Genomic DNA, 20,196 nt, shown 5'->3' on the forward strand with positions numbered 1-20,196 from the left:
CACACGCTGGACCGTATCCCAGTTGCGCCAGGCGCTGAAGGCAAGGAAGAGGACGAGGGCAAGCAGCGCCCAGAGAACGATTTTCAGGATCTTGCGCAGCATGGTCTAGCCCTCGTCGCGAGTCAGCGCTTTTTTGCGAGATAGTCGATCAGGGCCTTGCGCTGTGCCGGGTCCGTCAAGGCGATCACCATGCGTGTGCCGGGTATGACCTTCGAGGGAGCCGCGAGATACCTGTCGAGGTTTTCTCTGTTCCAGGTCAGGCCAGAGCCTTTCAGCGCAGCCGAATAGTTGAAATCGGTCGCCGCCGCCTTGCGTCCCACAACTCCGGCGAGATTGGGACCGACCCTGGCAGGCTTTCCGGCTTCCTCGGTGTGGCAGGCCTGGCAGCGCTGACGGAACACCACGGCACCGTCCGGAGCCGGCGGCGCAGCATTCGCATAAACTGGAACGCACATGGCGAGGGCTGCCGCTGCCCAACAAACACGAGCTTTCAAAACGTCTCTCCCATGAGCCAGTTGCCGAACATTAAATCGAACGATGTCGTTCTATTATTGGAATAGCAAGGATGAACATGGCCTCTATCCGCTAATCGCGAGCCGTGCTCCGTCCTTGCGGGAGGCTGAATGAACCAAACAAGACAAGCCAAGTTGCATCTCAATTCGCGGCTAGTTTCGTGGAAAGGGTGGGCCTGTCTCAGAAGCTCACGCTGCCAGCCTTGGCCAGATCGCGAGGCGAAGATGAACGTCCCACCCAAATCGTGTGACTGCCCGCCGGAGTGATCCAGTTCTGAGCTGTCTCGCTCCAGACGCTGAAGGGATGGTTGCTTGCGGCGGGGTCGATGGAAATCTCCACGGTCGCGGAGCGGCCCGACTCCAGTCGCACCTTGTCGAAGCCGACCAGTCGCTTGGGCGGCTGCCTGGCGCCGACCTCGCTGGCGCTTTCGGGAAGCGAGATATAAACTTGGATTACTTCGGCGCCCGGGCGTTTGCCGGTGTTGGTCACTTTCACGCTGGCGCTGTAAGTCTTGCTTGCCTTATCGAAGGACAGGCGCGCTTTGCCGAGCTTGAAGGTCGTATAGGAAAGACCGTGGCCGAACGGAAAGGCGACGCAAGGATTCACACCCTTGACCGGCGCGCACTCGCCGCTGACGTTGGCATCGTACCACCTGTAGCCTATGTTGAGCTTCTCGGAATATTCGACCGTCTGGTCGCCGGAGCCCGTGGCTGCAACGCCGGGGAACTGTTCCGGCGTGATGTGATCAAGGAAGCCCTTGCCGGCGTAGGGGAATGTCACTGGCAGCTTGCCCGAAGGATTTGTGCGTCCGAACACGACGTCAGCCACGATGTTGCCGTCCTCCTGTCCAGGGAACCAGACCTCGAGGATCGCCGGCCCGTCGGTGCCGACGAGCGAGGGCGTCATTGCCACGCCGGCGTTGTCCTTGAGGACGAGTGCCGTCTTCCGCGCCATCGCCATCCCGGTCTTTGACGTGGTCGCCATGACCGCCTCGATCATCGCCACGGTCCGGCTGTCCATGGCCGGGTTGTCGTTGGGACGGTTGGTGGCCATGATGTTCGGCTTCTCCGCATACCAGTCGAGGCTGGTTCCCGCCGCAGCGCTCGCGGCGAGCTTCTGGCCGCCGAGGCCGTCGAAAGTGGCGCGGTCGGCACCTTCCTCCGACACGGTGCCGGCCATCACTACCACCGCGTCGGCGCCGGCTGCTTCGTCGAGTGCGGCGGCGAAAGTCGTCTGCGTGCCGTCGACGGTCGCCGAGGTGTTCGTGTCGTCGACCAGGACCAGCTTGACGCTTGCCTGACCGTTGCCACGTTCCCGAAGCGTCTGGCGCAAACCTTGGATCGGAGTGACAGTGTATTCCGGTACGACGTCGGAACTGCCGCCGCCCGCGCCCATGGGCTTACCCGTCATCGATCCGCCGGCGACCGCTTGCTGGGCATAGACCTGTGTGGCCTTGCCGATGAGCACGACCGAGCGCACGTCGGGCGAGAAGGGCAGCACACCGTTGTTCTGCAGCAGAACGGCCCCTTCGGTTCCGACCTCGCGGGCCTTGCGGCCGCCCGCCGCGAAATCGATCGGCGTCTGTACCAGCGGGCGGTCGAAAACGCCGGCCTTGAACATCTGCGTGAAGCGACGCTCCAGCGCGGTGTCGATGTCGCCGACGGTGATCTCGCCCTTGTCGAGCGCGGGCTGCAGCTTGTCCGGCGCCCAGTGCAGCGGCGTCGGCATCTCGTGGTCCATGCCGGTCGTCAGCGTGGACGCCGTGCTCTTCATCGCGAAGAAGTCCGACTGCACGTAGCCGGTAAAGCCCCAGTCCTCGCGCAGGACGTCTGTCAGCAGATGCTCGCTTTCGCAGGATGAGGCGCCGTTGACGTAATTGTAGGCGCACATCACCGCCCCCGCCTTGCCGTCCTTGAGCGCCATCTCGAACGGCAGCAGGTAAAGTTCGCGCAGGGTCTGCTGATCGACGCTCTCCTGAATCGTTTGGCGGTTGGTCTCCTGTTCGTTGGCGACGTAGTGCTTGACCATCGCGATGATGCCGTGATCCTGCACCACCTTGGTCTCGGCGACGGCCATCGTGCCAGTGAGATAGGGATCTTCTCCAAAGTATTCGAAGTTACGGCCCAGGATCGGCAGCCTGGCCAGATTGACGCCCGGCGCTTCGAAGACGTGCAGCGCCAGGTTGTTCATCTCGGTGGCGATGACTTCCCCGAATGTCGTGGCGACCGCCGGGTCGAACGAGGCGGCGACGGCCATCGCCGAAGGCAGCGCCGTTGCCTTCGCAGACGTCGGGTGGGTGTAGGCCACGTAGCTGGCGTAAGGATTGGGATTGTCCTTGACCGCTTCATATACGCTGCGTGCGACGCAGTCATTCTGGCCGACGCCAACCGGCCCGTTCGTGATTCGGAAAGTCGGGATGGCGAGCGATGCAATTCCGCTCACATGCCGCGCGCCATAGCATTGCGGCAACTCGGGAAGGATCTCGGCCTTGCTGCCGGTAAGCTGCTGCATTTTCTGCGGTAGCGTCATTGCCGCGATGAGTTGCTTCGCCCGGCGGTTTGCGACGGCCTCCTTCGCGGCATCGTCCACGGCGGCGGCCTGTTCGGCAACGATTCTGGCCGACATCCAGGACAAAGTGTGCTTGGGGCTCCCTGCGTCCTCTGCGTATGAGGATGACGCGAGCCCGGGTGACAGGGCCAGCGCGCCCGCGGCGAGAACAATGCGGATCCTGGCTGGGCGATCGGCCTTCGTCATCATTTTCGTTCCTCTCCAGCATTCCTCGCCCTGAGTGGGCGACCACCGTTTTTGAGCAATTCGCCGCTTCGGTCTTGCCGGGCGGAAACGCGGCGCGGCTCGATTCGGCCATTGCCTTCGGGGGCGGCGGGACCTCCTCGGCTGTCCGCGACCACACAAGACAAAAGGGGGCGGCACGTGCCTCCCCTCCCTTGGTTCCGGGCGCGCGCCGCTACTTGCCGGCGAGCTTCTGCAGGTCGGCGTCGATGGCCGCCAGCTTTTCGTCAGTGACCTGATCGGCCGCATAGCCCTGCAGGGCCTTCAGTGTCATGCCGCGGGCCATGGCGATGCCGTCGCCGCTGATGAGGTCCGGCAGATGTTTCTGGAGAACGGCCTTGGCCGCGGGATCGTCGAGAAGATCGCCGAGCGGCGTTTCAGCCGTGTTGTAGGCTGCCTTGGCAGTCGGCGCCGCCACGGCGGAATCGTCCGCATGAGCCGTCATGCCGGTCAGTCCTGCGGCAGCGACGAGCAAGCTCGCGAAATAGGTACGCATAATGTTACTCTCCATCAATTTGCCGGGCTGAGTAGGAGCCGGCATGGGACATTGAAGATAGGCAGCCTGTCCAACGACCCTGGGATGAACAGGCCCATTGGCGGTTCCCATTCGGTGGGAATGCGCTGGCCGATTTCAAAAGCCTTGTCGCGAAGCAGATCGATGATGTGCCGGGCGCCGCGCTTGTAAAGGCGGGCCGGGAAGAGGTGGGCTTTGCCCCCATTATTGCCTTTGCGCGCACCTTGCACCCGCCCCATTGGAGACATCAGTCTTCTCGCTCTTCACCAAGAAGCCGCAGGGGGCCGATCAGCCCGGACGGGCGCAGCGGTCCGTCTTTCCGATAGGTGCGAGAAGCCGTCCATGTCACCTTCTCCGCATCTGGCTGGGCATCGCCGATCAGCCTATTCACCCACAAATTGGCGACGCGGACCTGCAGCCGGTTCCGGCCGGGCTTCACGAACGCGCCGATTTCGACCCGATACGGTGCGTGCCAGGCATGGCCGGCAAGCTTTCCATTCACCGTCACTTCCGCGATTTCGCGAGCTTCACCGAGATCGAGAATGAGAGGGTGGCCCGGTTTCCAGCCTCGCGGCGCCTGGAAATCCCTGGTGTAGGTCGCGATGCCGGAAAAATACTTGATGCCGGGGCTTTCGTGTTCATTGAGCGGTATAAGGGCAGGCAGTTCGGCGTCGGAAGGCGCGCCGTGTCCGGGTTCGAATTTCACTTTCCATGGCCCCCGAAGCGTCGCGACTTCCCGGAGCGCGGCCTTGTGAATGACGACGTCACTGCCTGTTGCGGGCTTGCGGAAGACGACATGCACGGACTGGCCGGGTTGCAGGGTCAGCGGAACGACGGTTTCCCGGTCGCGGATCGAATAGCTGACCTGCTCGTGGGTGCCGGTTTCCGCGCGCCAGAGCTCGGCGGCCTTGCCAGTGACCCGGAAGCGCGCCTCGATCGTTTCGACGCGGTCCTTCTGATTGGAAATGAAGTAGATGTCGCCGTGGTCCAGACGACGATGCACGAAAGGCAGGACGCTGCCTTCCTGCTTTGCCGCATAGGCGAAGTCCGGCGCTACGCCGGCCTGGGCGAGTGCCGCGTCCAGATCGTCGGTCGCGATGACCCGTCCCCTTCCGACTTCTGTTGTCGGCGTGCCCGGCCAGAGCCTGTTCACGAGTGCATCGTATTCAGCCTGATCGGCGACGATGCCGGGATCGCCCTGGGGGCGCAGACCGACCACCGTTGCTCCGCCTTCGGCAAGCGCCACGATCTTGCGCAGCACCTTGAGGCTCATTCGGTGCGAAGAGCCGCCAAGGTAGAGCACGCGGTATTGCGCTCCGCCCGATGTGACGAGATCATTGCCGTTGTTGCGGAACGCCTCCAACAGGGCGTCGGCGTTCACGAAGTCAAAAGCGTTGGCCTTCGGGATGCCCGATACAGGCTTCTCGCCGTAAAGCCCGGTGACGGGCGCTTCCTCGCCATAGAAGTAGGCGATGTCGGCCACGTTGCGACCCTGCTGTAGCATCAGCGAATTGCGCGCGATATAGTCCACCCACGGGCGCGCCAGTTCCGCCCAGGCTTCGTTCCGGTTGAAGTCCTGCCCGAAGATCGACAGCCGCAATCCCGGCTTGTGGTCCTCGGTCGGAACATGGACCGAGGTGTGTATCACCGGGCGGTTGATGCCGGTCGCGAATTCAAGGTCGATCACGTGCTTGAGATCACGCGGCCCATAAGCCCAGGGCGCGAGCATCGAAGTCATCGATTCGGCGGCGACATAAGGCCTGCCGTAAATGTTGGCGACGGAGGCGGCGCCCTTGATGTCCGCGATGTAGGTCTGCTTGGGATCCTCCCCAAGAGGAAAGTACCACATCGCCGCCATCGGCACGTCGGCATGGCGGCGCATCTGCAGATCGTCGCCGATCTGCGGGCGATTGTCTTCCAGCGCTTCGCTGTAAACCTTGAGGCCGTTCTCGTGCGCGACCCTGGCGACAGTGCCATAGTGCGCATCGGCAAGGAGGTCGGCCAGTGTCCGGCGGAAATCGAACAGAAAGCGGTCGCTCTCCTCGCGCGAACCTATGATGGTGCCGGTCAGCGTGGGCAGCCAGGGCGTTGGGTCATAGCCGCGCAGGCGCTTGAAATGGCCGATCATGCCCGGCGTCCAGTTGGCGGCGCCCACTTCGATGCTGTCGTTCAGGATCGCCCGGACACCATCCTGGCCGACCATGTCGGCTCCGGCGGCGTCGCGATACATTGCAATGTAATGTTCCATGTAGCGCCGTACGGCTTCGGCATCGTATTTGTCCACTTCCAGCCCGGTCGCTTCGCGCGGGGCGGGGTGGTTCATGGTGCCCGTCAGCGAGTATCCAAGGCGCAGGATGCGCCACTGCCCCCCCGGCGCGCGCCAGTCGAGCGTGCCGTCGGCGCGCATGTGGCCGGTAATGTCGATGACCGAGGCCTGATTTACGCCCGGCGTGTCGTCGAGCCCCTGGCTCAGTGCATAGTAATCCCGCACCACGTCATACCCCGCCTTGGCTTCCGCCCGGTCGATGCGCGTCTGTGAGGTTAACTGGAGATCGGCGACGAGAATGTCCTTGGACTGCTTTGGTCTCGAAAAACCCGAGGCCAGCGTCGTTAGATCAATGCCTGGAGGGGGCATTACGAAGTCCGGCAGGCTGCTAGAGGGGGTGAAGGAGATGCGGAACTTGCGCGCGGTAACCGGCGCGAACTCGATCGTGGTCGGGACGCGGGTCAATGGAATATCGCGGACGGCTTTCCAACTGCCGTCGCCGCGCTGTGCTTCCAGCTTCGCGCGCAGGTTCGCGCCGGCAAACTGGTTCGCCGCGTCGGGCACGAACAGCGTCACGGACCGAGCCGTCTGGGCGGTGGGATAGGCGAGTTCTAGCGTGGCGGCGCCATTTTTGGACTTGGGGAGTTCGACGGCGGTCCGAAGGTCGTCGTCAAGCAGCAGCGCGGAATTGATGGGCTGTCCCGCGGTGTCCGTCGCCACGGGCCGGGCCATCGGCCGCGCTGGAGGCGCCGGGAATGCCAGCACGGCGACGTCCCTGTAGTAGGGCGCGGGCAGGTCAGGACTCTTGTCGTTGATGTTGGAATCGTTTCCGGATTCGGCGGTGATCGACTGATAGAGGCCGATTGTGGCGGGCGGCTGCGGAAGCACGATGCTGAGCCTGCGCCCGCCCATTACGGCGGTCTCGCTCCAGACGAGCTTCTTCATCCCGTCCTGCGGCGCCACCCAAGGCCCGCCCGTTTCGGACCAGCCCGGTGAAGACGCGATTGCCAGTTCGAGGTCCAGTCGGTCGGCGGTTTGCGCGGCGGTCCGGAAGGCCGCTTTCCACTCCGGCGTCATGTAAATGAGGCGCTTGTCGACGATCTGCGGACTCTTAAGGTCCGCGTCGAAGGACTGCACCCCCCCGATGCCGACGCGCTTCATCCACTGAAGGTCCTTGATCAGTCCGTCAGCGGTAATGTTCCCGTTGATCCAGTGCCACCAGACGCGCGGCCGCGCTTCCGGCGGCGGATCGCGGAAGGCCGTCGCAAGATCAGATGCTGGACGGGGATCGGGCGATTCAGGGCGGGTTTCGGCGAAGGCGGCGACTTCGCAAAGCGCTGCGGTCGAGACCAGCAGCTTCAACCACAGCAGACCTGTTCCGAGTGTTCGGTTTGTGTCCATGTTTCGCAATCGCCGTTCACAACCTTGTTTGTCGATGTACGGACGGACCTGCACGAAATGCCGATATCCGTTCTCTCCCATCGCATTATATGTGCGATACAATGGCGCATAACGTGCATCCCGGGCACAGTCAAGCAGGTTTGGACCGATTTGGTCTGACCAAACCTCGGCAGACTGACGCCCAGCAGTTGGCCCTGGCACGTTTGAGGCTTGACGCTCGGCGCGGACTACAATTATGCGCCACTATATTGCGTAAAATGAGATTCGCTTTCGCGGTTTGCTCGAATCCGGTTCGGGAAGCAGGCATCGGTCGGTAAATGCAAGAAAAATGCGTGAACGGTTTTCCAATGGGAGTGAAGGATAAGTATTGTGACGAATATTGTGGTGATCGGAACGTCTGGAAACGAAGTATCGGTTAGGGCAAAGCCGGGGCAGACGATAATGGAAGTTATTCGTGACGCTGGTTTTGATGAATTGCTTTCACTCTGCGGGGGATGCTGCTCATGCGCTACCTGCCATGTTTATGTTGATCTGGAGTTTGCCGATCGTCTCGGGGAAATGACCTCCGATGAGGATGATCTGCTCGATTCCTCGAGCAAACGCGACGGGCGCTCGCGACTGTCCTGTCAATTGCCGGTCACTCCGGAACTCGAAGGTCTGCGCGTGACAATCGCGCCCGAAGACTGACGGTCCGGCGCCGGGTCAATTTTCGGGCGGGCGATCGGGGAACATTAGGTCCGCCACGTACGGCTCCATCCAATCTCGTAGTTCCGGCTTCGCCAGTGGGGCCTTGTGCTGTGTGGCTCGCTTAAATTGTACATTTGGGAGGAATTCAGTTGAGATTTCAGAAATCCATTGCGTTTGCCGGCATTAGCCTGGCGGCATTTGCGGCGCCAGCCCTGGCGCAGGAGGCCAGTGAGCAAGTGCCCGAGGCCACGTCGGAAGCCGAGACGACGAACGAGATCATCGTTCAGGCCCGTCGGCGCGACGAAAGTCTTCAGGACGTCCCGATGGTCGTCAATGCGGTCACCGCAGACACGATAAACAAGCTCAACATTCGCAGTTTCAGCGAAATCGGCTCGATCGTGCCGGGCCTGCAACTGACACCGAACGCCAATGGCATCGGGACATCGTCATCGATCCGCGGCGTCAATCATGATGTCAATGTGAGTGCTGAAAACGGCACGATCCAGTACTACCGCAACGATGCTCCGGTCCCGTCCAGCTTCGTTTTCCAGACGATGTACGACGTTGGCCAGATTGAGGTACTGCGCGGGCCGCAGGGCACGCTGCGCGGCCGCGCCACGCCGTCCGGCTCCATCACGATCACCACCCGGCGCCCCGACCTTTCCGAGGTCGGCGGATACGTCGCCGGCACTTTCGGTTCAGGGGCTGTCGCTAACCTGAACGGTGCAATGAACATCCCGGTCATCGATAACGTGTTCGCCGTTCGCATAGCCGGTCTTTACAGGTACGACCGCCTCAACCGCGTTGGCAGCGTAAACAGCGATATCGATCCGCATAGCGAGACCGAGGCGATCCGCGCCACGGTTCGTTTCGAGCCCACCGACTGGCTGCGCTTCGGCTTTCTCTATGAAGGCATGCGCAACGAGGGCCGCCGCTTCGACCAGATTCGCTCGGTTGGCGACTACAACCCTGCTTATGTGCCGTCGAGTAATGCTCCCGATTATGGGCGCATTGCGCTGGATGACTACCTGTCGGTGCAGGCGCGGCCGAGCCTGACGGGCCAGACCTTCAAATTCTACAACTGGAACGCGGAAGCCGACATCCTCGGCCAGAGGTTGATCTACGCCGGTTCGCGCACCTTCCAGCACTACACGAGCGATGGCGTGCGCGACCTCGCGAACTTCTTCCCCGATCTGGAGATCTCCCAGGCTGCGGATACGCGCGGAACGGCCAGCAGCCATGAAGTGCGCCTTCAGAACATGGACCGCATCGCAGACCTGTTCGACTACGTGATCGGTTACTTCCGCTATTCGGTGCCGTCGCGCACGGTCCTGAGCGACAAGAGCATCACGCAACTCCGTCTTGCCGGCCTGGGTATCCCGCTCGGGCCGCCGAGCGTGACCGCAGTGCCCATCTACCTGCCGCCCGGAAATCCGACCGAAGAGTCGTTCTTCGGCAACGTCACTCTGCATCTGGGCGAAGCTACCGAAATCTCGAGCGGTCTGCGCCGCCTGCACTTCAAGGACTTCCGCGACGGCTTGTTCATCAATTGCACACCGGCAGGCTATGAGGCCGGTTCATGCGCCCGCCAGAATGGTACGCAGTCGGACGTCAAGGAAAACGCGACGATCTACAGCGCGAGCATCAAGCACCGCTTCAACGACCACATCATGGCTTATGCGGCCACGGGCAGTTCGTGGCGTCCGCCGGTCGTGGCGATCGGCAACTTCACCAACGCCGACTATACTCCCAACGAAGTGGCGCACATTTCGCTGCCCTCGGAAACCTCGAAGTCCTATGAAGCCGGCATCAAGACCGAGTGGCTCGATCGCAAACTGATTTTCAACCTGACCGGCTACCACCAGAAGTACAAAAACTACCCTTACCGAGCAGGCGGCGCGGGAATCCAGTACATCAACATCAATACCGCCGGTGCGCGTTCGATCGCCAACTTCAACTTCGTCAGCGCGGTCCCGGTCGAGGTCAACGGCGTTGAGGCGGAGCTGTCCTTCGCTCCTTCGTCGAACTTCAGCTTCGGCGCCAGCGTCAACTATGCCAAGAGCAAGATCGGCGAGGCGCTGCTTGCCTGCACCGACGCGCTCAATAACCAGACCGGTGCGGTGGGTTCGGACGGCATTCCGGATACGAGCAGTCCGAGCCTGCAGAACATGGTTGACGCTTATAACGGCGAGCGCCTTGCGATTTGCCCCGGCGGCAAACAGAGCGCCACGTTCCAGCCAAAGTGGAGCGGCGTCGTTCAGGGGGAATACAATCGCCCCCTCACGGCGGCGATGGAGGGGTACTTGCGGGGCCTCCTTAGCTGGCGCGGAATGTCGGAAACCGATCCCAACAACCGTTTCGACGATGTCGGGGCCTATGGCATCCTCAACCTCTACGGCGGCTTGCGCGATTGGGGCGGCGCGTGGGAGGTTTCTGTCTATGCGAAGAACATCTTCGACATGACGAAGCTGGTCAACCAGGACGACCTGCCGCAATTCACAACGGTCACGGACGTATTCCTGGCGCCGCCGACTTTCAGCGTCGCGGGTATCGGTTCGACGGTTTACAACAGCCGTTATACCGGCGTTTCCGTGACGCCGCCGCGTGAATTCGGGGTCACCTTCCGCATGGCCTTCGGCTCGCGCTGACGGCTGGAATGCAGTCAAATGGAAGGGCTGCGGAACGCGGGTTCCGCAGCCCTTTTTCGGTTGGCACCGCGCCCCTTTGGATACGTGGGCGGTGTCTCGCTATTCAACCCGCGGACTTAGCGGCGAACTGCGTAAGCGGTGTCGAAAGCGCGCCGTCAAGGCGGATTGTCTGCCCGTTGAGGAACGGGGTGCGTAAGATCGCCTCGACGAGCGAGGCGAACTCCTCCGGATTTCCGAAGCGTTTGGGGAAGGCGATGTTGCTGGTCAGTTCGTCGAGCAGGGACTGTGGTGCCCCAGCGAGGCGCGGCGTCCAGATCGGGCCCGGCGCAATGGCGCAGGCGCGTACGCCGATCGGCGCGAGATCGCGCGCCATCGTCAGAGTCAGGGCCGCGATGCCCGCCTTGGCGGCGGCATAGGCCGCCTGCCGGCCCTGTCCGTCGAAGGCGGCGGTGGACGAGGTGTTCACGATGACGCCGCGCTGGTCATCCTCATCGGGCGCATTGGCGGCGAATGCGGCGGCGCTTAGGCGGCACACGTTGAATGGACCCATCAGATGCAGGTCGAGCATTTCGCGGAACGTCCCCATGTCGTGCGGGGTGCCGTCTGCCGTCGCGGTTGCCGGTGTCTCGATCGCGACTCCGGCTGAATTGACGTTGATCGAAAAGACGCCGAGCTTCTTCGTCTCCTCGATCGCGGCAAGTACATCGTCCTCGCTGTTATGATCTCCGGCAAAAGGCGCGGCGCGGCCGCCGAGTTCGTCCGCCAGGGCCTTCGCGCGTTCGAACTCGGGCTCGAAAATCACGACTCCCACACCCAGCTCGAACAGGCGGCGGGTCGTTGCGCCGCCCAGGCCGCCCGCGCCGCCGGTGACAAGAGCCGAACACTCTTTAAATTTCATGATTGCATCTCCGTTTGATCGGGCCGCGCATCATGCTTTCCCTTGCGCCTGGCTACCCGTCGAGAGTGCCGAATGCCCGCCTTAGCCTATCGACGATGGCTCTATGATAGTCCGCGGCTTCCTTGGGACGAGGGCGGCCATCGCCCGAGCCCCTTGGAACTGCCCTGTCAACAACGATGATCCCTGGGCACGGCCTTCCATGAGCGATCAGCGATGGACTTGGCCGCCCCGGCTACCTGGGCTCAGCGCCGGAGGATGCGTGCGGCCGGTTTCAACCGATTTCCGCCAGCGACTTGTTCAGCGCGGCCAGGCTTTCATCGGAGAACTGTCCCGGCGCGAACTTCTGTACAGCCTTGAGCGTCATGCGCTTGGCCATGCCGATGCGTTTGTCGGTCGTCACGCCGGGGAAGTGGCGGTCGAGCACCGCCGCCGCCGCCGGGTCGGCGAGCAGTTCGGCGATGGTTGAACTCTCGACCGAGAAACGTGCCTCGGCCGGCGCGGCGGCTTGTTCCGGCGTGGCTTCGGCGTCGGTGCCGACGAGCGAGTTCTCGGGACGGCCCGGGAAGTTCGACGAAGGCGTGAGCTTGACGTGCAATTCGGAAAGTCCGCGGATGATGAAACTTGGCTCGTAGTCTAGCTCGCGGTTGCCGCGCGGGCCGTGCTTGGTCTCGTCAAGATCGATGTTGGAGGTGTGCTCGAAGAAGCGCTCCAGAATCACGCGTACTTCGACACGGGCGAGTGGAGCGCCGGCGCAAACATGCTTACCGCGTCCGAAACCGACATGTTCCTTGGACTTCGGACGATCGAGCTTGAGGTCCACAGGCTCTACCCAGCGCGCGGAATCGCGATTGGCGGCGGACAGCGCCACCAGTACCTTGGTGCCGGCCGGAACATGCAGATCGCCGATCCTGGTGTCGTGCCGGGCGAGGCGCGCGGTCTGCTTGGTCGAACCTTCGAGGCGCAGAACTTCCTCGAGGAAATCCGGAATAAGCGAGGGATCTGCACGCAGCTTGACCTGAAGGCCGGGCACTTCGGTGATGTACTTCATTGACGTTCCCAGCAGCTTTGCGCTGGTGTCCTGCCCGGCGCCGAACAGGAAGGTCGCGGTCTGGACTAGGTCCATCAGCTCCGGTTCCTCGCCGTTGGGGTACTTGGCCTGCGCGAATTCGGTAAGGATATCCTCGCGAGGCCTCGCGCGGCGATCGTTGATGTAGTCGACGAAGTAGCCGGCCATGATCATGAACGGATGATTTTCCGCCAACTGCTCGTTGCCTTCCAGGCTGCCCGGCGGCGGCGCGGCGGCGATGGCGTCCATGAAACGCTGGCGATCGTCCGCTGGCACGCCGAGCAGGTCAGCGATGACGAGCGTGACGAACGGCGTCGCGATCGTCTTGATCAACTCGCAACCGCCGTCGGCCACAGCGTTGCGGACCAACTCGTCCGAATATGCGGCGATGAACTCTTCATTCTTCTTGAGCTTCGAGGGCGTGAACAGTCTGTTGACGAGCGAACGCATCTGCGTGTGCTTGTCGTCATCGAGATTCACCAGCAGGTCGCCGCCGATGATCTCGCCGCGATGGGCCTCGATCTGGTCGGTGATGTCGGAGCCATGCGGTTCAAAGGGCAGCGGCAGAGCCGCGCCCTGCAAGCCGATAATCGCCGAGAAATCCTCGTTGTTGCGCAGGATCTCCAAGGTTTCCTCGAACCCGGTGACGACGAGATAGTCCTTGCCGGGCGGCTGGAAGACGGGACCGTGCTGCCGCACCGCTTCGAAATAAGCATAGGGATCCTTCAGGATCTCATAGTCGGTGAAGTAATCGCGTTCGATCAGCGGCTGCATCAGAATCTCCCGTGTGTTCGTGACTGCCCGAAGGCAGATTCAACCCTGTGTTGCGATAGCGTCGGACCTGGGCCAGTTAAAAAGGCACGTCACGCATCCACTTCGGATGCGCATGCGTAGCAATATGAAATCGCCAACTCCGACCGGGCGCAGTTTCTCCAGATGCTCAAGTTACGAGATACAGTGTCGCATAACAGGCGGTCGACGCCTGCGTCAAGAGGCAATGATGTGGCACGGGCGTCGGGAGCGGCCTGTCGACGTACTAGCCGGGAAGGCGCAGCATGTAGAGGCCGTAGCCTTCACCGATTTCGCCGGATGCGCTGTCGGATCTCTGGAAGACCAGCCATTTGCCATCGGGACTGACGATCGGGTTGCTGATATCGCCGGTCGCGCCGGAAGTCGTGCCGCGCACCAGCAAGGTCATCTTCCCGTTTGGGGTCAACTGCAGGCGGCAGATGTCGAGCGGCGGCAAACCGGGCTTATCCTGTTTTCCGCACTCGACGGTCGCCCAGTCACCAGCCGGCGCGAGCCCTTCGACTTCATTGTAGGCGCCTACGTCGCGGCGATATGTAATGTTGCGGTCCTCGGCGAACCTGCTGCCCATCACCGAGATCGTGAAGGCTCCGCTCTGCATCGGCTCCATGCACGAATAGACCACTTCGGTATCGTTATCACGGAAGTCCTGCGGTTCGATGAAACCGCATTCCTTTGGCAGTGCCGGCATGATCTCGCGCTTGCCGGAAAGGGCGGGGACGCCATTGTGGTACGTCACTTCCGCCACATAGCGCTTCGTGGGGCGCACGAAGGCCAGCTGCCAGCTTTCCTTCGGCTTCAGTTCAGGGTCGATCACTGTCCACGCGATCAGGTTCGTCTGGCGCGAAACGGCGATGCCTTCGAACACCTGCTGGCCCAGCGGCTGCAGCCCGTGCTTGAGCGTCTTGTCCAGGACCCACATTTCGAGATGGGCACGGGTGTTGGGGCCTGAACGGACTCGCGGCGCAGTTACCAGGAAGTCGCCGCTGGCGAGGTACTGGATACGCATGATGCCCTGATGCGGCAAATGGGCCGTCAGATTGCGTACCTGGCGAGTCGCGACGTCGATCTCGTAGGCATCTCCGTAGGTCCTATCGACGAAGACGATCTTCTTCCCGTCCGACGAGAAGGCGGCGCGGCCGCCAAAAGGCGTCAGCTCGATTGCGTCCTGGAGCTGCAACTCCGGCTCGGTTGTTTGCGCAAGGGAAGGTGCCGGGAGCATCGGCACAACTGCCAGACAGCCGACCGCTGCCAGCGCCCGGTGGATCATTTTCATGCGCATGTTCTCTGGCTGTCCTTCACGCCTTGAGCTTCGACAGGAACGCATAGGAGCGGATAGCGGCCTCGATCCTCGGGATGACGAAAGGAGGCTCCTGCTCAACGAGGAAGTGCCTTACGCCGGCGCGATAGGCGGCCGGGAGGAGCTTGTCCCAGGGCAGCGTTCCCGATCCGACCTCGGCCGGCTTCATGGAAATCCGGAAGCTCTGCGGATTGCCCACGGCCACGTCCTTGACGTGGAGCAGGCTTACGCGCCCGGCCGCGCGCTTCAGGAATGCGATCGGGTCGAGGCCGGCTGTCGCGATCCAGCCGACGTCCACTTCGAACTTCACGAGGTCCGGATCGGTCTCCTTCCAGAGAATGTCCCAGCCGGTCGTCTTCCCGATCGGCGCGAACTCGACGTTGTGGTTGTGATAGCCGACTTTGATGCCCAGCGGTTTCAGCGCGCTGGCTTTCTCGTTGAGGGTTGCCGCGGTCTTCTTCCAGATGTCCTCGCCGGCGGCGGCGACCGTGCGGGAAATGGCGGCCTCCATGGTCTCGCCGGGCTGGGGGCGAAAGTCGCCGGGAATGAGCATGATCGGGGCGACGGCCCACCGCGCGCCCAGCGTTCCCAGATCATCCGCGATCCTGGCGGGATCGCTCGTCATCGAGAGGCCGGCCGGCCCGCCCATCCCGAGCAGCGGCAGATGGATGCTGCCGATGGTGAGACCTGCCCGCTTTGCGGCGGCGGCTAGCTCGGCGGGCTGGCGGCCAAGCAGGGCGGGCAGTTCGATCTCGCGGTAGCCGATCCGCGCCACCTGCGCGAACGTCGCGTCGATGTCCTTCCCCGCGTCGGGACCGAGGGTGTAGATCTGCAGGCCGATCGGAAGGCCGACCCGTTCGAAGAAATTCCTGCGGGTCGCGGCCAGTGTCGTTCCCGGAAGCATGGAGGTGAATGCCGTTGCACCCATTGCGGTCAGCAACGAACGGCGATTGATTTCCAGCATGTCAGACATTCCCGTTGGAAGGCGGGGCAAGAAAGATTGTGGCCGGCGAAGACCGCCGGCCACAACACTATCGCCCGGCGTCAGCGCGAGCCGAAGGCGTATCGGAACGTCAGGCCGAATTCGCGCGGTGCGGTCATCGTCACGCCGCGGTAGTTCGAGAAGCCCGTGCCGGAAGTGAAAGTCGGCAGAAGCAGAAAACTTGCCGTAAACGGCGTTGCTTCGCGGCTTAGGACGATTTTTTCGTTGGTCACGTTCTTGACGAACCCGGTCAGTTCCCAGCTGCCATCTGCCGCGCGCACGCCCGCGAACAGATTGACGAGAGCATAGTCCTTCACGTCGTCGAACAGGTTGGCCTGCTCGTTCTGCGACTTGCCCTTGTAGGTCATCAGGCCGCGCAGGAAGGCTTCCTTGCCGTCAAAGATTTCACGCGCGTATTCCGCCTGGAGCGATGCGCTGAACGGCGCCAGCTTGCTGGCCCGCTGGTTGACGGTGCAGAAGAGGAGCTGCTGGCCATTGGCGACATCCCAGCTCGACAGTGGCGGCGGGTTGCCCGCCGGGCTGCACGGGATGGAACCGTTCTTGATCCGGCCACGGGCATAAGCGACGTTGCCGCTGAGGTTGAAGTTGCCGGAAGGTCGGAACGCGAATTCCGCTTCGACACCGTCAACCTTGGCCGGAACCGGTACGCCAAGGCTTGAGACCGTCTTGACGCTGTAATCCGCCGCCGTGTTGCCCGATCCATCATACGCGGCGAAGAACGTCGATCCGATGGAGGTCAGGTAATTGTCGAAGTCCTGGTGAAACGCGGACACATTGACGGTCAACCGGTCGTCCAGCCAGTTCGTACGAACGCCGATTTCGTAGGACTTGGATTTTTCTGGCGTGGGTATCGTGAGAGCAAGCAGATTCGGGTCGGTGATGCCGTTGTTGCCGGCGCCGAACAGGATGATGGCGCTGGTATCGACACCGACGCGCCAAGAGCTGCCCGCCGTCGCGTAGGCCATGAGGTTCTCATTGAAGCGGTGCTTGACGGACGCCGTCCATATCCAGGCCCGATGCTTGAGGGTTGACGATCCGAAATCCCGGATCCCGACGATATTGGTCGAAGACGTGTCCTTGTACCAGATGTGGCGCGCGCCGCCCGATATTTCGGTGCCTTGGCCTATATGGGCCGTTATGTTTCCGAAGACCGCCTGTTCAAGCGCTCTCCCGGGGCGAAGAGTAGTGATGGGATTGACGAACACGAAAGTGGCTGGAAGCGGGGCGGCGAAGAACAGCGGCGTTCTGGAGGTGAAGTTAACATCCGCACGGGCCTTGTTGATGAACCCGCCGACAACATAGTCGAACATCCCCGCCACGCGCTCTTCGGATGAGAGGCGAAGTTCATGACTGTCCTGCCAGGATTCAGTGCGGGGAGTCGATCCGTAGTTCTGCAGGTTATCGCCCGACGCGGCGGGATCGCCAGGGAAGCTTGGTCCCCAGAAATCGCCCTTGTCGGATGGCTCGTGAGAGGTGCTGAACGCCTTAACGTGGCTGCCCACGTAGTCGAGTCGATGGCCGGAAAAAGACCATCGGGCCTGCAAGTTGATCACGTCGTAGGTGGCATGGTTATCGCGCGGAGCGTTCATCACCGCAAAACGATCATCGGCCGTGATCTCAGTGCCGGCAACCGGGCGTCCGCTATCTGCAAGATAGGCCGATTCTACCTGGTCAAAAAGGGTGCTGTCCCTTTCCAAGCGTGAATAGCTGCCATCTATTTCCAGATTTGAATCTGGCGTAAAACGGGCCGAAACGCGAAAGGCGCGCGTTTCGCTTTTGGGCTCGATCTCGGGAGCGTTGATACTGCGTACACGGTTCGCTTCGGTATCCTCGAAAACGCCGGCAACGCGAAGAGCGAACACGCCCGGGTCGATCGGCATGTTGATCGCACCGTTGACGTTGACCGTATCCAGATCGGTCACCGTGCCCATCACATAGCCACCCCAGTCCTGCATGTCGGGACGGCGCGAGGTGACAGTGATCGAACCCGATGGGGACGCGCGTCCACGCAGCGTACCCTGCGGCCCGCGCAGGACTTCGATCTGGCCGATATCATACATCGACTGCAGGACCGTGTTGATGCCGATCGGTGCGTCGTTCATGTAGAATTCGACGGTAGGGTTACCGCCGCTGGTATTCGTGTCGACCGCTACGCCGCGCAGGGAGGCCGACGAACTGACGGTACCAAGGCCCGGCTCCAGCGCCAGCCCTGGCACCACGCTCGCCACCTCGGTGAAATTGCGGATGTTAAGCTTCTCGAGGGTTTCCGAGGTGACGGCGTTGACGGTCAGAGGCACGTCCTGGAGATTTTCGCCGCGGCGACGGGCTTCGACGATGATGACGTTTTCGGCGGTGGCCACTCCAGCATCGGCCGAAACGTCCTGCGCTAAGGCAGGAGTTGACAGTGCAAAGAGGCTTGTGCTGCCGAGCACGATTACGCGCAATGCGTTCATGTAGTTCCCTCCCCATTTTCCCGGTCGATCGTTGGAAACCGGATTATCAGGTTACGCTACACTCTGTCGCACATAATGTCCAGACTGAAAAATCGCAGGTGTCAGCCCAAATCCTCGGGATTGGATTGGTCAATCTGAGGAGAGGGGTCAGATGCAAGAATTGCCCCGCTGATAAGACGAAAGAGGAGTTGGGCGATGTACTCCACGTCATAGGCATCGCGCGGTTGCGCAACCCACCAGGCCAAGGTTTCCGCGATTAGCGTCGAGGCACAGATCGTGCCAAGTTCCGCCGGAAGCCACGCGTTCGCCGGCTTTTCGGCTTCGGCCACCATCGTGGCTTGCCGCAGCCATTCCTCGCGCATGGCGGCGCCCGCGCCTCCGTTCAGCAGGATCGACCAGAGGTCTCGATGATTATCCACATAGAGGCAGAGGGCGCGAAAACCCGCGAGGTAAGTGTCGGTGTCGCGAATGGCCAAGGTCAGCTGATTAAGATGCGCAATCTGGTCCTTGGCAATGGCGTCCAGGAGTTCTTCCTTGGATTGATGATGGCGAAAGAACGTAGCGTAGTGGACCTCGGCCTCCGCGCAGATGTCTCGAACGGTGATTTGATCAAAGGACCTGCGCTGCAGAAGGCTGAGGAGTGCGTCCTGCAAGGCGCGCGCGGACCTCAGGGCCCGCGCGTCCTTCGACTTTGCCGATGAAAGGGGTTTTCCACTATGCGCTGCCGTGTCGCTTTCTTTGCGCCTGCGTTTTGGTGTACCGGTCATTGCGGCGATGTTTAGATAATGCCGTCCGCAATGCAACATATTGTCCTTGCTTGAGGCCCCGGAATGATTTGGGAAGGGTACGCTTCCGTGACAGAAAGAACTGCGCTTTGAGCCCCGCCCGCGTCCGGACGCGGATGGCGCTGTCCGCCGTCGCTGCTCTCGTCCTGAGTGCCGCGGCGTCCGCCGGGACGCTTGTGATCGGCAACAAAGGTGAGGACACCGTGAGCTTCGTCGATCTTGGCAGCGGCGAGGAGAGGGTTCGTCTCGAGACGGGACGCGCGCCGCATGAAGTTGCGATTTCGCCAGATTACAGGTTCGCGGCCGTCGTGTCCTATGGCGCCGCGAGCGTGGACATCTTCGATGTGCGCGACGCAAAACGCGTTCGCACGATTGACATTTCGCCCAATGCCGCACCGCATGGCGCCGTGTGGGCGGCGAAGAACAGGCTGGTACTGGTAGCGGAAAAAAGCCAGTCCCTGGTGATTGTGAACCCGTCTACCGGATCGTTTCGATCGGTCAACCTGGGCCAGAAGGGCGTACATATGCTGGTTGTCGGCCCCATGGGGCGCCGAGCTTACACGGCCAACGTCGGAGCCGGCACGATCAGCGTGGTTGACCTTGTCCGCGGAAAGAAGCTCTCCGACATCGCGGTAGGCGGGATGCCGGAAGGCCTGGCGATCACCCGCGACGGGACCCAGCTTTGGGTAGGGGACAATTCGGCGCCTCGCCTGCGTGTCGTCGATGTCGCGACGGGTATGGTCGTGGATACCTTGCCGACCGACCCGGTTCCGATCCGCGTTGCCATCAGCCCGGACGGGAAAACCGCGATTACGTCCAACATCGGTGTGGGCACACTTTCGGTGTTCGATGTCGCCACGCGCAAGCCGCTACGCACGATTACCGTCAGCGGCGCAAGGGACGCCATCCAGGTGACTGCGGTTTTCTCACGTGACGGAAAGAGCGTCTATGTGGCCGAGACCGGCCGGAACACGATCGCGGAAGTCGATCTTGCCACGGGCAAGGTCTTGCGGCGGATCGCGGCGGGCAAAGGCGCCGACGGGTTGGCTATTGCGCCATGACGTT

13 protein-coding genes are annotated in these 20,196 nt (G+C 62.0%); 3 read left to right on the top strand and 10 right to left on the bottom strand.

Features of this window, described 5'->3' with window-relative positions:
- Positions 1-122 precede the first annotated feature (122 nt).
- The 4 genes from IEX32_RS09670 to IEX32_RS09685 form a co-directional block, all read right to left on the bottom strand.
- A complete protein-coding gene (locus IEX32_RS09670; protein WP_188770913.1) occupies positions 123-455 on the bottom strand; it encodes a c-type cytochrome in 333 nt (110 codons plus the stop codon).
- Positions 456-693: 238 nt separating this feature from the next.
- Positions 694-3,267, bottom strand: a complete 2,574-nt coding sequence (locus tag IEX32_RS09675; RefSeq protein ID WP_229736288.1) for a beta-glucosidase family protein — start codon at positions 3,265-3,267, stop codon at positions 694-696.
- A 211-nt stretch (positions 3,268-3,478) separates the two neighbouring features.
- Entirely contained in the window at positions 3,479-3,799 is a 321-nt protein-coding gene (locus tag IEX32_RS09680; protein ID WP_188770916.1) for a hypothetical protein, read from the bottom strand.
- A 265-nt stretch (positions 3,800-4,064) separates the two neighbouring features.
- Positions 4,065-7,484, bottom strand: coding sequence for a glycosyl hydrolase (locus tag IEX32_RS09685; RefSeq protein WP_188770918.1), 3,420 nt, complete (start codon positions 7,482-7,484; stop codon positions 4,065-4,067).
- Positions 7,485-7,853: 369 nt separating this feature from the next.
- Between IEX32_RS09685 and IEX32_RS09690 the strand changes: the two genes are divergently transcribed.
- Positions 7,854-8,171: a 2Fe-2S iron-sulfur cluster-binding protein gene (locus tag IEX32_RS09690; protein WP_188770920.1), complete on the top strand. Its 318-nt coding sequence runs from the start codon at positions 7,854-7,856 to the stop codon at positions 8,169-8,171.
- A 149-nt stretch (positions 8,172-8,320) separates the two neighbouring features.
- Complete coding sequence (locus tag IEX32_RS09695; protein WP_188770921.1) at positions 8,321-10,819, top strand: TonB-dependent receptor; 2,499 nt, start codon at positions 8,321-8,323, stop codon at positions 10,817-10,819.
- Positions 10,820-10,922: 103 nt separating this feature from the next.
- Here IEX32_RS09695 and IEX32_RS09700 read toward each other — a convergent pair whose 3' ends face one another.
- From IEX32_RS09700 to IEX32_RS09725, 6 genes are all read right to left on the bottom strand, one after another.
- Positions 10,923-11,717: an SDR family NAD(P)-dependent oxidoreductase gene (locus tag IEX32_RS09700; protein WP_188770923.1), complete on the bottom strand. Its 795-nt coding sequence runs from the start codon at positions 11,715-11,717 to the stop codon at positions 10,923-10,925.
- Positions 11,718-11,988: 271 nt separating this feature from the next.
- Entirely contained in the window at positions 11,989-13,557 is a 1,569-nt protein-coding gene (locus IEX32_RS09705; RefSeq protein WP_188770925.1) for a cytochrome P450, read from the bottom strand.
- A 262-nt stretch (positions 13,558-13,819) separates the two neighbouring features.
- On the bottom strand, positions 13,820-14,866 hold the full coding sequence (locus tag IEX32_RS09710; RefSeq protein WP_188770927.1) for a TolB-like translocation protein: 1,047 nt from the start codon (positions 14,864-14,866) through the stop codon (positions 13,820-13,822).
- Positions 14,867-14,888: 22 nt separating this feature from the next.
- The gene (locus tag IEX32_RS09715; RefSeq protein WP_188770929.1) at positions 14,889-15,854 is read right to left on the bottom strand and encodes a sugar phosphate isomerase/epimerase family protein; all 966 of its coding nucleotides are present in this window, start codon (positions 15,852-15,854) and stop codon (positions 14,889-14,891) included.
- A gap of 80 nt (positions 15,855-15,934) precedes the next feature.
- On the bottom strand, positions 15,935-18,346 hold the full coding sequence (locus tag IEX32_RS09720; RefSeq protein ID WP_188770930.1) for a TonB-dependent receptor: 2,412 nt from the start codon (positions 18,344-18,346) through the stop codon (positions 15,935-15,937).
- A gap of 101 nt (positions 18,347-18,447) precedes the next feature.
- Entirely contained in the window at positions 18,448-19,113 is a 666-nt protein-coding gene (locus IEX32_RS09725) for a TetR/AcrR family transcriptional regulator (protein WP_188770932.1), read from the bottom strand.
- 107 nt (positions 19,114-19,220) lie between these two features.
- Here IEX32_RS09725 and IEX32_RS09730 point away from each other — a divergent pair, with 107 nt between their 5' ends.
- Positions 19,221-20,192, top strand: coding sequence for a beta-propeller fold lactonase family protein (locus tag IEX32_RS09730; RefSeq protein WP_188770934.1), 972 nt, complete (start codon positions 19,221-19,223; stop codon positions 20,190-20,192).
- Positions 20,193-20,196: the final 4 nt, after the last annotated feature.

It is taken from the genome of Novosphingobium endophyticum (assembly GCF_014640675.1).
In the GTDB taxonomy this organism is placed as follows: Bacteria; Pseudomonadota; Alphaproteobacteria; order Sphingomonadales; family Sphingomonadaceae; genus Novosphingobium; species Novosphingobium endophyticum.

What these genes read in the sequence shown, in the direction of transcription:
- IEX32_RS09670 (WP_188770913.1), bottom strand. Translation starts at nt 455, where the DNA reads ATGTGCGTTCCAGTTTATGCGAATGCTGCGCCGCCGGCTCCGGACGGT.
- IEX32_RS09675 (WP_229736288.1), bottom strand. Translation starts at nt 3,267, where the DNA reads ATGACGAAGGCCGATCGCCCAGCCAGGATCCGCATTGTTCTCGCCGCG.
- IEX32_RS09680 (WP_188770916.1), bottom strand. Translation starts at nt 3,799, where the DNA reads ATGCGTACCTATTTCGCGAGCTTGCTCGTCGCTGCCGCAGGACTGACC.
- IEX32_RS09685 (WP_188770918.1), bottom strand. Translation starts at nt 7,484, where the DNA reads ATGGACACAAACCGAACACTCGGAACAGGTCTGCTGTGGTTGAAGCTG.
- IEX32_RS09700 (WP_188770923.1), bottom strand. Translation starts at nt 11,717, where the DNA reads ATGAAATTTAAAGAGTGTTCGGCTCTTGTCACCGGCGGCGCGGGCGGC.
- IEX32_RS09705 (WP_188770925.1), bottom strand. Translation starts at nt 13,557, where the DNA reads ATGCAGCCGCTGATCGAACGCGATTACTTCACCGACTATGAGATCCTG.
- IEX32_RS09710 (WP_188770927.1), bottom strand. Translation starts at nt 14,866, where the DNA reads ATGAAAATGATCCACCGGGCGCTGGCAGCGGTCGGCTGTCTGGCAGTT.
- IEX32_RS09715 (WP_188770929.1), bottom strand. Translation starts at nt 15,854, where the DNA reads ATGCTGGAAATCAATCGCCGTTCGTTGCTGACCGCAATGGGTGCAACG.
- IEX32_RS09720 (WP_188770930.1), bottom strand. Translation starts at nt 18,346, where the DNA reads ATGAACGCATTGCGCGTAATCGTGCTCGGCAGCACAAGCCTCTTTGCA.
- IEX32_RS09725 (WP_188770932.1), bottom strand. Translation starts at nt 19,113, where the DNA reads ATGACCGGTACACCAAAACGCAGGCGCAAAGAAAGCGACACGGCAGCG.